We start from the raw sequence: 13,975 nt of genomic DNA, 5'->3' as shown, positions 1-13,975 counted from the left end.
AACTTATCTGGCTAAAAATTCGCTGACTAAATACTCAGCTTCTGCGCTTGACTTTGAAAACTCGTCATTGACTACCGTCACATCAAACTGTGGCTCAAACTTGGATTCAAACTCTGCCTTGAATATTCGACGGGAAAGTGATTCTTCTGACTCTGTTCCTCGATCATTTAGTCGTTCTGCCAGCACTTTCAAACTAGGTACTTTCACAAAAATCGCCAATGCCTGATCTCCAAAGTATTTCTTTAGGGCTAATCCACCTTTAACGTCCACATCGAAAATCACAGCTTTCCCAGAATCCCAGATGCGTTGGATTTCTTCCTTGAGCGTGCCGTAGAAGTTGCCCGCATAGACTTCCTCCCACTCTATAAAATCGTCGTTATCGATATGTTGCTTGAATTGCTCTTGGCTTAAAAAGTAATAGTCTTTTCCATGCACTTCATGTCTCCCGCGTTTGTCACGGGTACAGGCAGAAATAGAAAATCCCAGATTTGGGATAGTTTGAATCAGGTGCTTCACTAAGGAAGTCTTGCCTGAACCCGATGGCGCTGAAAAAATAATGGCCTTTCCTTGGGTCATGACTATATAATATCCTGAATCTTTTCGCGAATACGATCGGCTAGTTCAGTGGGAACAGCGTGTTTGGTGCATTTTGTTTTCAATACATCTCGGATAGCCTGCTCCAGGTGGTAATGTTCAAAGCATGGTTGGCATTTGGCCAGCTTTTCCTTCAATACTTCCTTGCCTGAATCTTGAAGTTCACCGTCCAAAATACTTTCTAACAGCTCAAAGCACTTGCTCTCGTCGCTGCATTGCTTCTTTCGCTCTCCAGATGGGTTGTCATTCATTTCCATGGGTAATTTTTTTTAATCCTCCTCGTCCGTATTGTATCCCATATTGTGGGCGTAACCTTGAAGTTTCTCTTTCAATAGATTTCTTGCGCGGTGCAATCTGGATCTTACTGTCCCAATTGGGATATCCAGAATCTTGGCCATCTCCTCGTAAGTGAACCCTTCCAAGTCGCACAAGATAATCACTGTTCGAAAATCAACTGCCAAGCTATTCAATGCATTAGAGATCTCGTCACCTAGCATATCCTTCACAGACTCAGCTCTGAGATCGCTAGTAGTTTGGTAGTGAACATCATCGGAGTTGTAATAAGTTTCAACTTCCTGATAATCTACCTTTGCAGGCTGCTTACTTTTCTTCCGGTATTCGTTGATAAAACTGTTCTTCAGGATTCTAAATAGCCAAGCTTTGGCATTAGTTCCCTGCTCAAAAGAGTTGATAAACCGATAGGCTTTTAGGTAAGTATCCTGCACAAGATCTTTGGCATCATCTTCATCGAAGGTGAGCCTGTAGCCAAAATTGTACATTGAGTCTATGTGTGGCATAAACTCCCCATCGAAGATGGCATTTTTCTCTTCCTGAGAATATTTTCTGCGCTGGACTTCCGACATATGCCTCAAAAGTAATGATTGGGTCAATTTATTACTAGAAAATGAGAAAAATTCGAACGCATAAGATTTGAATATCGTTCGTACACCTTGAAAACTTTGATATAAAATCTTTTTTCCGTCTCTATTTCTGCTTGGGTTGAAAATTGAAAACTAAATAAACTACCAATAGCAAAGGAGCTCTTCGCTGTAGATATTGGATATTCATACCAAAAGAATTCGTGTGATTTCCTTTTCTTTGTGAGTAGTTAATATGATCTCCGTGATATGCCTAATAACTCATGAGCTTTGTAATTAAGCTAATCTCTTACCTTCCACTTCCAATACTTTATCTGATCTCCGATATACTTTATTTGGTAGCTAGATTTATTCTTGGCTACAGAAAAAAAGTTATTGATGAGAATTTGAAATTTGCTTTCCCGGAGAAGTCAGAGAAGGAACGCAAAAGAATCAGAAATAGCTTTTATAGGAATTTCACTGATTCGTTTGCCGAAACGATCAAGCTCCTGACTATTTCTCAGATAGAGTTTGAACGAAGATTTGAGATAGTTAATTCACATTACCTGGACGAAGTGGTCAATTCCGGCACTTCGGCTTTAATGGTTTCAGGCCACTTATTCAACTGGGAAATGGGGGTAATCGGTATCAATCAAGCGATCCAGGCTCCTGTAGAAACGGTCTATTTGAAAGTCAACAACCCTTTCTTCGATAGCTTGATGAATACTGTTAGGACACATTTTGGCGGAAAAGTTACAGAAAAAAAGGCTTTTCGGAGGACCATGCTTACCTTAGCAAAATCTCCCAGAGTAGTATTACTAGGTTCAGATCAGCGCCCTCCTAGTGCGGAGAAAAGATACAAAAGGGACTTCTTAAATAGACCAGCGGTCTTCTTTGAGGGAGCAGAGTTTCTTTCAAAGAAAATGAACCTCCACGTCATCTACGGCAAAATGACCAAAACAAAAAGAGGCCATTACCGCTACGAAATGATCAAATTAGCTGAGCCTCCATTTGTCGGACATTACGAGCACAGCATCACGGATCAGTTTTGCGAAATGCTCGAAGACAACATCAGACTTCAGCCGGATCTTTATCTCTGGAGCCACAAGCGATGGAAAATTTAAATTGAATGAACTTGTCCGCCATGGCGGATGGAAAAATTGGAAAATTGGAAGATTGAAAATTTCCAAATCCCACTTTAAACCTCAAATCTTGATACTAGTTACTTGATACCTATTCTTGACTCTTGTTTCTAGAATCTAGCTACTAAAAAATGGATTACCTCGATAGTTTAAACCCAGAGCAGCGAATGGCTGTAGAGCATACGGATGGTCCCGTTATGATCATCGCTGGTGCCGGATCTGGCAAAACCCGTGTGCTTACCTACCGAATCGCTCATCTGATTTATGAAAAGGGAGTTGATGCATTTAATATTTTATCGCTGACTTTTACGAATAAGGCGGCAGCGGAAATGCGCCACAGAATAGAAACCTTGGCTGGTTTAGAAGCTAGAAATACTTGGATGGGGACCTTTCACTCCGTCTTTGCAAAAATACTTAGAGTAGAAGCCCCAAAAATTGGTTACCCTTCCAATTTCACCATTTACGATTCTGACGATTCCAAATCACTCATTCGTTCGATCGTCAAGGAAATGCGTTTGGATGACAAAGTTTATAAAGCAAATGCAGTTCTATCGAGAATCTCTGGTGCCAAAAACCGCCTGATTACCTGGAAGGTGTATCAGGATGATCCATTTGTGAAAGCAGATGACGAAGCTGCGATGAAACCAAAAATGGGAGAAATCTACCAGCGCTATCAGGATAGACTTTTTAAAGCTGGCGCAATGGACTTTGACGATTTGCTTTTCAATACGAACATCCTTTTTCGAGATCATCTCGACGTGCTGAATAAATACCAACAGCGCTTTCGATACGTGATGGTGGATGAGTTTCAGGATACTAACCTCTCCCAATACCTCATCACCAAGAAGCTAGCAGCTGTCCATCAGAACATCTGTGTAGTAGGTGACGATGCGCAAAGTATCTATGCTTTCCGTGGCGCGGACATCCAAAACATCCTGAATTTCGAGAAGGATTATCCCGATCTTTTCGTGGTGAAACTGGAGCAAAACTACCGCTCAACCAAGACGATTGTGGATGCAGCAAATTCCATTATCGACAAGAATAAAGCCCAACTCAAAAAAAACGTCTGGACATCAAACGGAGATGGAGATCTTATCGAACTGGTCAAAGCAAGCACTGACAGCGAAGAAGGCCGAATTGTTGCCTCCACAATTTTCGAAGAGCGAAATACCAAAAAGCTAAATAACAGCGATTTCGCTATCCTTTACCGTACAAACTCCCAATCCAGAGCGATAGAGGAAGCGCTTCGCAAATTGAACCTGACTTACAAGATCGTGGGTGGTCTTTCTTTCTACCAACGCAAGGAAATCAAGGATCTGATGGCTTACATGAGATTTACAGTGAATCCCGTGGATGAGGAAGCTTTCAAACGGATTGTGAACTATCCAAAGCGTGGCATTGGAGATACGTCTGTCGATAAAATTTTGGTTGCAGCATTTGATCATGACATGCAGCTTTGGGAAGTGGTGCAAAATGCGCATAGCTTCATCGGTGGTAGAGCTGCAAGTCAACTGGATGACTTTGCTACGATGATCAAAGCGTTTAAGATCGAGGTTGAACGCAAAGATGCTTTCGAGGCAGCAAGTAGCATAGCGAAGCAAAGTGGTCTTTTGCGCGAGCTCTATGAAGACAAAACTATAGAAGGACTGAACCGCTACGAAAACGTTCAGGAATTGCTCAATGCGATCAAGGAATACGTAGATAATGAAGAGAATGAGGACAAAAGCTTAGGAGCTTTTCTACAAGAAATCGCCTTGCTTACAGACAATGACCGGGACAAAGACACCACAGATGCGATCACACTGATGACCATTCACTCTTCAAAAGGACTGGAATTTAAGCAGGTTTTTGTGGTGGGAATGGAGGAGGATTTGTTTCCTTCACAGATGATGATGCAAAGTCGGGAAGATTTGGAGGAGGAACGTAGATTGTTTTACGTAGCCACCACCAGAGCGATGGATAAGTTGTATTTCACCTATGCGCTCACGAGGTATCGCTACGGCAGATTACTGAATTGTGAACCGAGCAGATTCCTGGAAGAGGTATCTCCAGATTGCATCAAAGTGAGTAAAAAAGTATCTTCGAAAGAAATGCCTGGAGCTTTTCGAAGAGAGGGATTACCTGGAAGCTCAGAATCGGCATCAGGCTATATTGGAATCAAAAAGAAACCGGAAACAAGGATGCCTACTGCGATGAAACTGCATACTCCCAGCCCGGACTTCAAGCCTTCCAATACGAACAATCTACAAGCAGAGCAATTGGTAGAACATCCAAAGTTTGGCTTTGGGAAAGTTCAAAAGATTGAAACCGAAGGAATTAACCGAAAAGCTTCGATTCAATTCGAGCATTTTGGCGAGAAAACATTATTACTTAGCTTTGCGAAGCTCAGAATTATAGACTAATCACCTGCACCCCTGCCTTTTGGTAATTTTTTCATTACCTTAAATAGCGCTAAACGGGATGCACTATGGAGCCACTAGAACTAGATAAACAAAAACTCATTTTGAAAGAATACGGCAAAAACATTCAACGCCTCGTTGATCACATCACGGCGATTGAAGATCGTGATAAGCGTACACAAAGCGCCTATACTGTAATTGAAATCATCAAACAGCTCAATCCCAGCGTAAAGCAGGAGAACGATCAAAAGCTTTGGGACGACTTGTACATCATGTCAGATTTCAAACTTGATGTAGACGCTCCTTTCCCGATGCCTGAAAAGGAATTGCTTGGTAAAAAACCACTGCCTATTGGTTATCCAACAAGTGAAATCAAATTCAAGCATTACGGCCGAAACATCGAGAAATTGATAGAAGGAGCAATAAAGCTTGATGATGACGAGGAGCAGGAAGCTGCAATTATTTTTATCGGTCAGCTCATGAGAAGCTTTCACTCCACCTGGAACAGAGAAAATTTCGATGACGCAATAATCTTGGATGACATCAAGACGTTATCCAAAGGGAAATTGCACATCGATTTGGAGAAGGTCAAAGAAAATGGACTATTTGAATCCAATACGCACCGAGACTTCAAACCACCTCGCCAAGAAGAGCGCACTAACAGTAAAAACAAGCGATCTAATCACAATAATAAGCGTCGCTCAAATAACGGACACAACAAAAAACGTAGAAATTAATGGGGTCATTTCGGGTCAATGGTGGAATTAAACTCAAAGGTGAAATAATTCCTCAGGGAGCAAAAAACGAAGCACTTCAGATTCTATGCGCTGTTCTTCTCACACCGGAGAAAGTAACCATAGATAAAATCCCAAACATCGTAGACGTCAATAAGCTTATTGATTTGTTGAGCGATATGGGTGTAAAAGTCACTAAAAAAGGTCCTGAGACATATACTTTTCAAGCTGACGAAGTCAACCTTGACTTCATGGAAACAGAGGAATACCTCAAAAAAGCATCAGCTTTACGAGGATCAGTAATGCTTTTGGGTCCTTTGCTGGCTCGATTTGGTACTGGAAAGCTATCTAAGCCAGGAGGAGATAAAATCGGCCGCAGAAGAATGGACACCCACTTTACAGGTTTCCAGAAACTCGGAGCAAAATTCAATTACGATTCAAAAAATGAGATTTTCCACATCGATGGAAAGGATCTAAAAGGTTGCTACATGCTTCTTGATGAAGCTTCTGTAACTGGTACAGCAAATATTGTCATGGCGGCCGCAATGGCTGAAGGAACTACGACTATTTATAACGCAGCTTGTGAGCCCTACCTGCAGCAGCTTTGCGACATGCTGAACCGCATGGGAGCGAAGATCTCAGGAGTTGGATCAAACCTGCTCACTATCGAAGGTGTGAAAAAACTGGGAGGCACCACACATAAAATGCTTCCTGATATGATCGAGATCGGATCTTTCATCGGTCTTGCAGCCATGACCCAATCTGAGATTACGATCAAAGACTGTCAAATCCCTCGCTTAGGAATCATCCCTGATATGTTCCGTAGGATGGGTATCAAACTAGAATTCAGAGGAGATGACATCTTCGTTCCTGCTCAGAAGCATTACGAGATTGAAACTTTCATTGATGGTTCTATCCTGACTGTTGCCGATGCGATCTGGCCTGGTTTCACGCCTGATTTGTTGAGTATCGTTTTGGTGACAGCCACCCAAGCAAAAGGGACTGTGCTTGTTCACCAGAAAATGTTTGAATCCCGCTTATTCTTTGTGGATAAGTTGATCGACATGGGCGCTCAGATTATTCTTTGTGATCCACACAGAGCTACCGTGATCGGCTTGGACCGAAAAACAGAACTAAGAGGAATCCGCATGACATCTCCAGATATTCGTGCAGGTGTTGCCTTGCTTATCGCAGCACTTTCAGCAAATGGAACTTCCATCATTGATAATATCGAGCAGATCGATAGAGGCTATCAAAATATAGACGATAGACTAAGAGCTCTGGGAGCAGAAATTGAGAGAATCTCTTAACAGTATATAAATACTTACCTGTGAAGGGCTTTGAATGATTTTCAAAGCCCTTTCTTTTTTCTGCGAGTCTATTGACAAGGATTTTTTATTCTCTCTAACTCATTACCAACACTTTACCAGAAAGATAGGCTTCCACCAGAGATTCCACTAACAACTTGACCTTATTCAAGAATCTATTTGGACATAAAATAAATACCAGAGCAATATTCTTTCATTTCTTTCCTTTGCAAAAATTTTGGTAAATTCTGGCTTTAATAGCCAAAACAACCTATATGTCAAAGAAAAAACTCCGGAGCCAAGATTGGTACGGACGCACAGGAAAAGACGGGATTATTTATCGGTCCTGGATGAAAAACCAAGGTTTTCCTCACCATCTTTTTGAAGGAGATAAGCCTGTTATCGGAATCTGCAATACATGGTCCGAGCTTACTCCCTGCAACGCACATTTTAGAGATCTAGCAGAAGCGCTGAAGCGCGGCATCTGGGAAGCCGGTGGGTTTCCACTTGAATTCCCCGTTATGTCATTAGGTGAGTGTTCTGTCAAACCCACCGCCATGCTTTTTCGAAATCTTGCTAGCATGGATGTGGAAGAAAGTATTCGAGCAAATCCAATGGATGGTGTAGTCCTCATGTGCGGATGTGATAAAACTACCCCTTCTTTAGTCATGGGAGCGGCATCTGTGGATATTCCTTCAATAGTCCTTTCAGGTGGCCCAATGCTAGTCGGCCGCTACAAAGGAAAAAAAATAGGCACTTCTGACATCTGGAGATTTGCAGAGGAATTCAAGCTCGGTAAAATGACCCAAGACGACATGATAGAAGCCGAGGCAGCCATGTCTCGCTCAGTGGGGCACTGCGCACCTATGGGCACCGCATCCACTATGGCTGCCATGGTTGAGTCACTTGGTCTCTCCTTACCTGATAACGCCACCATCCCTGCAGCTGATTCAAGACGTAAAGTGCTTGCACACATGACGGGTATGCGGATCGTAGAGATGGTGAATGAAGACTTGAAAATGAGCAAAATCCTCACTCGAAAAGCATTTGAAAATTCTATTATGGTGAATGCAGCTTTGGGAGGGTCAACCAATTTTATCCTGCACCTTACTGCTATCGCGAAGAGAATCGGAGTAGATGTTGACTTGACTGATTTTGATAAATTTTCTTCCATGATTCCACTGATTGCTAATGTGCAGCCATCGGGAGAGCATTGGGTGGAAGACCTATTTTATGCTGGAGGCCTTCCAGCGGTAATGAAGGAAATAGAAAAACATTTGCATCTCGGTGAAATCACCGCAAATGGTAAACCTATAGGAGAAAACTTTTCTAAAGCTCAATGCTACGATAGAAACCTGATTGGTACTTTCGAAAAACCTATTAAGCCGGACTCAGGAATAGCAGTACTGAAAGGCAACCTTTGTCCAAATGGAGCTGTAATCAAGCCATCCGCGGCCACTCCTAGCCTACTGACCCACACCGGGCGGGCTGTTGTTTTTAACGATATTGATGATTACAAAGCTAGGATCGATACGCCTGAGTTGGATATCGATGAAACCTGCATCATGGTAATGAAAAACGTGGGACCCAAAGGCTATCCTGGAATGCCTGAAGTCGGCAATATGGGTTTACCCCAAAAGCTTCTCGCAAAAGGTGTCAAAGACATGGTGCGTATTTCTGATGGAAGAATGAGTGGAACAGGATATGGTACAGTGGTCCTCCACGTATCGCCAGAATCCGCAATTGGTGGACCATTGGCACTCGTTCAGACTGGTGATATGATTGAGTTAAATGTTCCTGCAAGAACCTTAAACCTGTTGATCTCTGACGAAGAATTCGAAAAAAGAAAAGCAGAATTTAAGCCTCTAAACTTGCCTTATGAGCGTGGCTACGTCAATTTATTTCTAGACAAAGTCAACCAAGCTCACGAAGGGGTAGACTTTGATTTCCTCCAAGGCAGTTCAGGATCCGAAGTGAAACGGGATTCGCATTAAAATGAAACCCAAAAAAACCGCTATAATCACCGGAGCAGGGCAGGGAATTGGATTAGCAATTGCCGAAAAACTTGCTGCCCAAAGCGTGAATATCATTATTAATGACCTTGAGGAAGGGCTCATTACTGATGCCTGCAAGAAAATTAGTATTGCTCATGGGGTACAAGCCATTGCTGTTTCCGGGGATTCTAGCGCTGAGGAAGTGATAGAAGAGTTGATACAGACAGCTCTGACCAATTTTGGAACACTGGATATTGTAGTAGCCAATTCAGGAATCACATTATTTGGACCCTTCTTGGAGTATTCTAGAGCAGATTTTATGGAAGTGACCAAAGTAAATCAACTAGGCACTTTCTTCTTGGCTCAGGCTGCTGCAAATGTGATGAAAGATCAAGTGAATGGTGGTGCATTGCTTTTCACTTCTTCCGTCACAGCGCATCAAAGCCATGAAAATCTCGCTGCATATGCCATGAGTAAAGCTGCTCTGGAAATGCTCGCGAAGAACTTGGTTCTCGAACTTGCTCCATTTAAAATCAGAGTAAACACTATTGCACCAGGAGCAACGGTAACAAACAGAACTATCCTTGATCCTGAATATGAAAATACCTGGTCGAAAATCACTCCAATAGGCAGACCGGCTGCAGTGCAGGATATCGCGAATGCTGCTGCATTTCTGGTTTCTGATGAAGCAAGGCATATCACCGGACAAACTTTAGTGATAGATGGTGGATGGACAAGTGTTAGCCCTTCACCTTATGCCTGAAAATCATCAAATCATTCTCAAGAACTTGAAATTATTCAAGCAGGCTCCCGCACCATGGAAATTGCAGGGAGAGGGGATAATTTTGGTCTATAAATTTTCAAAAAAATGGCTGGAGAGCAATGGGGATTTACCAGATCATTTGAAAGGAAAATTTAAAGGTGGCTTAGGCTATCTAATGTTAGTAAACTATAATTCCTCACCAGTTGGCCCATACAAAGAATTACTTTTCTTACCGGGGAAATTTTCTCTCTACGACAAGCAGTCAATCACCAAAATCTACGTGAGTACTGAAGTAAGTACTCAAAATGGCCGTTCCAATTGGGGAATTCCAAAACAGACCTTAGGGATTTCCTGGGAGAAAATTAAGGGTATGGAGCATATTGAAGTTAAAGACGGTGACAAGATTGCTTTTTCCTGCAAAGTAAAGTCTGGTGGAATTCCATTTCCTATCTCAACAAGTTTTTTACCTATAGAACTACACCAACAGTGGGATAAGGTTGATTTCTTCACAAAACCCTCAGGGAACGGTTGGGGAAAACTCGCTAAAGTCAAACACTTAACTATCGATCCTACTTATTTCCCTGATCTCTCCTCTAAAAAACCATTGTTCGTAGTAAAAATTAACCCTTTAAATATCGAATTCCCTAAAGCGAAGTATGCTTTTTAATACCATTTTCGTAACGAATATCATTATCACGAGAGCATTCAAATACTAGAAAAGAATTTGGATAGCAGCTAAATCCCTTCTGGATAGCCAAAGCTATTCACCAAGTAACTTCAACAGGAAAAAGTGAATATTTCTTTCCCCTTCATTTCTTTGTATGTTGATTATAAATAGGATTTTTAAATTCATTCAAAGCCTATTTCAACTATTTGAGTACCAGAAGTATAAAAAGTGGCTAAAAAATCAATCTGAATCTTAAGTCTGTTAACTTTATAAAAAAACTTATTCATGAAGAATCTTACGCTCATATTATTGCTAGTCTGGGCTCTCCAGGCTTGCCAACCAAAAGAAACTATGCCGGATACCTTGCCTATGAAAGTAGCGATGGCCTATGGTTTTGATAAGTTTGACGAGGTAAACTCTATAGCATACACATGGAATGTGCAGCGCGACTCAGTGAATGTACTTTCACGTGATTGGAAATGGAATATTAAAGATAGTACGGTTTATTACTCAGGAACTGACACCACATTTACATACAGCCTTACTGCAGAGTCTATGCCTGATAAAGACGCTGGATTTGTCAATGACAAATATTGGTTCATGATGCCATTCCAACTGGCTTGGGACACTGGGTACACTTACGAAACTGAGGAAAATGTACCAACTCCGATCAAGGGCACCAACTCCACTAAACTGACCATAGTATATAGCTCAGGAGAAGCTAAAGCACCAGGCATGGGATACACACCAGGTGACGCTTATGATTTGTATTTGGATGAAAATCATAAAATTTTAGAATGGACATTTAGAAGAGGAAATGGTGCCGAAGGCAGAACCTGGACTTGGGAAAATGAAGAAAAATTTGGTCCAATCACCTTGGTAAAAGACCATATGGGAGCAGATGGAAATCGGTTTATCTGGTTCTCCAATATTTCGGTGAATTAACCAAATACCAAAAGTCAAATAGAGCCGTTTGCATGTAGCAGGCGGCTTTTTTTGTTGCTTTTACTTATCTTAAATGCTCCGGAATTCTATGATTAGCAAACTCCAAAAAATGAACTCCAACAGTAGAAATTTTATCAAAACATCTAGTCTATTGCTTGGATCGAGATTAGTCTCCTATCCATTTACAGCCTTTTCAAAATCCAAGAAAGACTACACCGTAGGAGAAATTATGGATTTGTTTATTACCCAAATTCCGAATGTTCCTTTTACTTCAACCGTGAACACATTAAAATCAGGGATTAAAGACCAGATTATTTAGGCATTCCGGTTACACATTTTGCAAGTGGCAACTCTTTGAAGATGTTTTAATAGCTTTATACTCTTTCTACTTATTCACATCCCATGAAAAAAATCATCTTAGTATTTTTCCTTCTAGGCTTACATTACTGTATTTCTGCCCAACAGCTCGCCCATGATGAAGAAAAACTGATCGCCGAAGTAGAGAAAAACTACCAAGCAACCGTAGCGCTTCTTGAAGAGGTAACTAATATAAATTCAGGTTCACTCAATCTGGAAGGAGTAAAAGCTGTTTCCGATGTTTTCGAAAGGGAATTTCAAAAGATTGGATTTGAAACAGAGTGGTATAAACTTCCTCCGGAAGCCAAGAGAGCTGGACATTTTATTGCTACGCGCAAAGGAAATTCCGGTAAAAAGATTTTTATCATCGGTCATCTCGATACAGTTTTTGAAAAGGACATGCCTTTTACCCCCTTCACCTATTTGAATGATTCTACTGCAACGGGACAAGGAGTAAATGACATGAAAGGTGGAGATGTGATGATTTTGGCAAGTCTGAAAGCGCTGTATGATTTGGGAATGCTGGAAGATAAAACTATCACCGTTTATTTCACTGGCGATGAAGAAAGCTCAGCAGATGAAGAGCTTTCCAGAAGGGATTTTATTGCCAGAGCAAAAGAACATGACATTGCATTGGCTTATGAGACTACTCAGAGTTTCGGAATCGCCACGGTAGCCAGACGAGGCAGTAGTAGTTGGAGATTAAAAACCAGCGGAAAACAGTCCCATTCCAGTGGTATTTTCAGGGAATCTGTAGGCTACGGAGCTATCTATGAAGCGGCGAGAATCTTAACAGAATTCCAGGAAGAATTGGCAGGCGAGCAGTATTTGACCTTCAATCCAGGACAGATTATCGGAGGTTCAGATATCAGTTATAATACCGAAACCGGAAAGGGAGAGGCACTTGGCAAAACAAATATTGTTGCCAGAGAGGCATTTGTAACTGGTGATTTAAGGTTTTTGGGAGAAGAGCAAAAAGCTGAAGCTCGTTTAAAAATGAAGGCGATTGTAGATCGGCATCTAAATCAAACCGATGCCGAAATCACTTTTGAAGATGGGTTGCCTTCCATGATCCCTACCGAAGGAAACATGGCTTTGGCAGAGAAACTTAACGTACTGAGTCAAGACATGGGTTTGGGCGAAGTGAAACCTGGTGATCCAGGTAGTCGCGGTGCTGGAGACATCTCCTTTGTGGCTGACTTCGTCGATTGCTTAGACGGTCTCGGTGCTTCAGGAAATGGAGCCCATGCTCCTGGAGAAACAATTAACATGAAAGAATACCCAGAATTAATAAAAAGAAGCACCTTATTCCTTTATCGATTGACGAGGTAAACCAGTAAATTCGCGCCTCTTCGAAATGATATTAAAGATAAATGCCTAAAAAGAAGTCAAGGTCTGCACCGCTAGGTTTAGTATTTCTTGGAGTGCTCCTGATCAGCGCAGCGATATTCTTTATTTATACTACTTGGATCCAGCTACATGGCAAACCTTCTTATGTCAACAAGCCAATTTCTGAGCAAGAGGAGTTGAAATTTGATTACGTCTTCAAAACCCAAACTGATGGCATTTTGGGTATAGATATCTCTCATTATCAAGGTAAAATCAATTGGGATGAAATCGAGCTAACAATAAAGGATAGACCTATTGAATTTTTTATTTTTCGAGCAACAATGGGTGATGATCAAGATGAGCTTTTTGAGGAATATTGGAAAGCCCTGGACACAATGAACATCAGGAGAGGTGCTTATCACTATTATCGTCCCAACCAGAACAGTACCCTACAAGCAGAGAACTTTATCAAAAATGTAAGTTTGAAACCCGGTGATTTTCGCCCAATACTCGATATTGAGAGGCATTCCACGATTCAATCCAAAGACAGACTCCGAGAGGGAATTCAAAACTGGCTCAATTTAGTCGAAGCTCACTTCGGGGTAAAACCTATTATTTACACAGGCGACACTTACAATCTTGAGGTTTTGAATGGTCAAGGCTTTGAAGATTATCCTTTGTGGGTAGCAAATTATAATCCTATCCGAGAGCCAAAAAGTGACTTCTGGATCATTTGGCAATTCACAGAAAAGGGAAGGGTAAAAGGAATTAAAGAACCCATTGACCTAAACGTGTTGAGAGGAGGACCCAAAACGTTGGAGTCACTTCTGATCGATTGAGCTGGTACCCTGATTTAGATTAAGACCTTCAAAATACTTGATATTAAG

Annotated in this window: 14 protein-coding genes; 11 read left to right on the top strand and 3 right to left on the bottom strand. The window is 41.5% G+C overall.

The window, feature by feature from the left end:
* Positions 1 to 3 precede the first annotated feature (3 nt).
* The 3 genes from gmk to ACPUEN_RS17815 are packed head-to-tail and all read right to left on the bottom strand — an operon-like array spanning position 4 to position 1,457.
* Complete coding sequence (gene gmk / locus ACPUEN_RS17825; RefSeq protein WP_111611421.1) at positions 4 to 576, bottom strand: guanylate kinase; 573 nt, start codon at positions 574 to 576, stop codon at positions 4 to 6.
* A gap of 2 nt (positions 577 to 578) precedes the next feature.
* Entirely contained in the window at positions 579 to 851 is a 273-nt protein-coding gene (locus tag ACPUEN_RS17820) for a mycothiol system anti-sigma-R factor (RefSeq protein WP_111611420.1), read from the bottom strand.
* 12 nt (positions 852 to 863) lie between these two features.
* Positions 864 to 1,457 carry a sigma-70 family RNA polymerase sigma factor gene (locus ACPUEN_RS17815; RefSeq protein ID WP_111611419.1) on the bottom strand — a complete coding sequence of 198 codons (594 nt, stop codon included), beginning with the start codon at positions 1,455 to 1,457 and terminating at the stop codon, positions 864 to 866.
* 278 nt (positions 1,458 to 1,735) lie between these two features.
* Here ACPUEN_RS17815 and ACPUEN_RS17810 point away from each other — a divergent pair, with 278 nt between their 5' ends.
* The 11 genes from ACPUEN_RS17810 (at position 1,736) to ACPUEN_RS17760 (ending at position 13,927) form a co-directional block, all read left to right on the top strand.
* A complete protein-coding gene (locus tag ACPUEN_RS17810) occupies positions 1,736 to 2,575 on the top strand; it encodes a lysophospholipid acyltransferase family protein (RefSeq protein ID WP_425637314.1) in 840 nt (279 codons plus the stop codon).
* Between the two features lie 149 nt (positions 2,576 to 2,724).
* Complete coding sequence (locus ACPUEN_RS17805; RefSeq protein ID WP_425637313.1) at positions 2,725 to 4,995, top strand: ATP-dependent helicase; 2,271 nt, start codon at positions 2,725 to 2,727, stop codon at positions 4,993 to 4,995.
* Between the two features lie 65 nt (positions 4,996 to 5,060).
* Positions 5,061 to 5,729: a DUF4290 domain-containing protein gene (locus ACPUEN_RS17800; protein ID WP_425637312.1), complete on the top strand. Its 669-nt coding sequence runs from the start codon at positions 5,061 to 5,063 to the stop codon at positions 5,727 to 5,729.
* Positions 5,729 to 7,036, top strand: coding sequence for a UDP-N-acetylglucosamine 1-carboxyvinyltransferase (murA, locus tag ACPUEN_RS17795; protein ID WP_425637311.1), 1,308 nt, complete (start codon positions 5,729 to 5,731; stop codon positions 7,034 to 7,036). The genes ACPUEN_RS17800 and murA overlap by 1 nt, the downstream gene beginning before the upstream one ends.
* Before the next feature lie 272 nt (positions 7,037 to 7,308).
* Positions 7,309 to 9,027, top strand: coding sequence for an IlvD/Edd family dehydratase (locus ACPUEN_RS17790; RefSeq protein ID WP_425637309.1), 1,719 nt, complete (start codon positions 7,309 to 7,311; stop codon positions 9,025 to 9,027).
* 1 nt (position 9,028) lies between these two features.
* Positions 9,029 to 9,790: an SDR family NAD(P)-dependent oxidoreductase gene (locus tag ACPUEN_RS17785; RefSeq protein ID WP_425637307.1), complete on the top strand. Its 762-nt coding sequence runs from the start codon at positions 9,029 to 9,031 to the stop codon at positions 9,788 to 9,790.
* On the top strand, positions 9,783 to 10,457 hold the full coding sequence (locus ACPUEN_RS17780) for a hypothetical protein (protein WP_425637306.1): 675 nt from the start codon (positions 9,783 to 9,785) through the stop codon (positions 10,455 to 10,457). The genes ACPUEN_RS17785 and ACPUEN_RS17780 overlap by 8 nt, the downstream gene beginning before the upstream one ends.
* 285 nt (positions 10,458 to 10,742) lie before the next feature.
* The gene (locus tag ACPUEN_RS17775) at positions 10,743 to 11,402 is read left to right on the top strand and encodes a hypothetical protein (protein ID WP_425637304.1); all 660 of its coding nucleotides are present in this window, start codon (positions 10,743 to 10,745) and stop codon (positions 11,400 to 11,402) included.
* A 109-nt stretch (positions 11,403 to 11,511) separates the two neighbouring features.
* A complete protein-coding gene (locus tag ACPUEN_RS17770; protein ID WP_425637302.1) occupies positions 11,512 to 11,721 on the top strand; it encodes a hypothetical protein in 210 nt (69 codons plus the stop codon).
* Between the two features lie 83 nt (positions 11,722 to 11,804).
* On the top strand, positions 11,805 to 13,091 hold the full coding sequence (locus ACPUEN_RS17765; RefSeq protein WP_425637301.1) for a M20/M25/M40 family metallo-hydrolase: 1,287 nt from the start codon (positions 11,805 to 11,807) through the stop codon (positions 13,089 to 13,091).
* 41 nt (positions 13,092 to 13,132) lie between these two features.
* On the top strand, positions 13,133 to 13,927 hold the full coding sequence (locus ACPUEN_RS17760; protein ID WP_425637300.1) for a glycoside hydrolase family 25 protein: 795 nt from the start codon (positions 13,133 to 13,135) through the stop codon (positions 13,925 to 13,927).
* The last annotated feature ends 48 nt before the right edge of the window (positions 13,928 to 13,975 follow it).

The organism is Algoriphagus yeomjeoni (genome assembly GCF_049821175.1).
Lineage (GTDB): Bacteria > Bacteroidota > Bacteroidia > Cytophagales > Cyclobacteriaceae > Algoriphagus > Algoriphagus yeomjeoni_A.
The sequence above is the reverse complement of the archived record's forward strand: the minus strand, read 5'-3'. Positions and strand labels throughout refer to the sequence as shown.

Excerpts from the sequence above, each read along its gene's own strand:
- gmk (WP_111611421.1), bottom strand. The coding sequence starts at position 576 with ATGACCCAAGGAAAGGCCATTATTTTTTCAGCGCCATCGGGTTCAGGC.
- ACPUEN_RS17820 (WP_111611420.1), bottom strand. The coding sequence starts at position 851 with ATGGAAATGAATGACAACCCATCTGGAGAGCGAAAGAAGCAATGCAGC.
- ACPUEN_RS17815 (WP_111611419.1), bottom strand. The coding sequence starts at position 1,457 with ATGTCGGAAGTCCAGCGCAGAAAATATTCTCAGGAAGAGAAAAATGCC.
- ACPUEN_RS17810 (WP_425637314.1), top strand. The coding sequence starts at position 1,736 with ATGAGCTTTGTAATTAAGCTAATCTCTTACCTTCCACTTCCAATACTT.
- ACPUEN_RS17805 (WP_425637313.1), top strand. The coding sequence starts at position 2,725 with ATGGATTACCTCGATAGTTTAAACCCAGAGCAGCGAATGGCTGTAGAG.
- ACPUEN_RS17800 (WP_425637312.1), top strand. The coding sequence starts at position 5,061 with ATGGAGCCACTAGAACTAGATAAACAAAAACTCATTTTGAAAGAATAC.
- murA (WP_425637311.1), top strand. The coding sequence starts at position 5,729 with ATGGGGTCATTTCGGGTCAATGGTGGAATTAAACTCAAAGGTGAAATA.
- ACPUEN_RS17790 (WP_425637309.1), top strand. The coding sequence starts at position 7,309 with ATGTCAAAGAAAAAACTCCGGAGCCAAGATTGGTACGGACGCACAGGA.
- ACPUEN_RS17785 (WP_425637307.1), top strand. The coding sequence starts at position 9,029 with ATGAAACCCAAAAAAACCGCTATAATCACCGGAGCAGGGCAGGGAATT.
- ACPUEN_RS17780 (WP_425637306.1), top strand. The coding sequence starts at position 9,783 with ATGCCTGAAAATCATCAAATCATTCTCAAGAACTTGAAATTATTCAAG.
- ACPUEN_RS17775 (WP_425637304.1), top strand. The coding sequence starts at position 10,743 with ATGAAGAATCTTACGCTCATATTATTGCTAGTCTGGGCTCTCCAGGCT.
- ACPUEN_RS17770 (WP_425637302.1), top strand. The coding sequence starts at position 11,512 with ATGAACTCCAACAGTAGAAATTTTATCAAAACATCTAGTCTATTGCTT.
- ACPUEN_RS17765 (WP_425637301.1), top strand. The coding sequence starts at position 11,805 with ATGAAAAAAATCATCTTAGTATTTTTCCTTCTAGGCTTACATTACTGT.
- ACPUEN_RS17760 (WP_425637300.1), top strand. The coding sequence starts at position 13,133 with ATGCCTAAAAAGAAGTCAAGGTCTGCACCGCTAGGTTTAGTATTTCTT.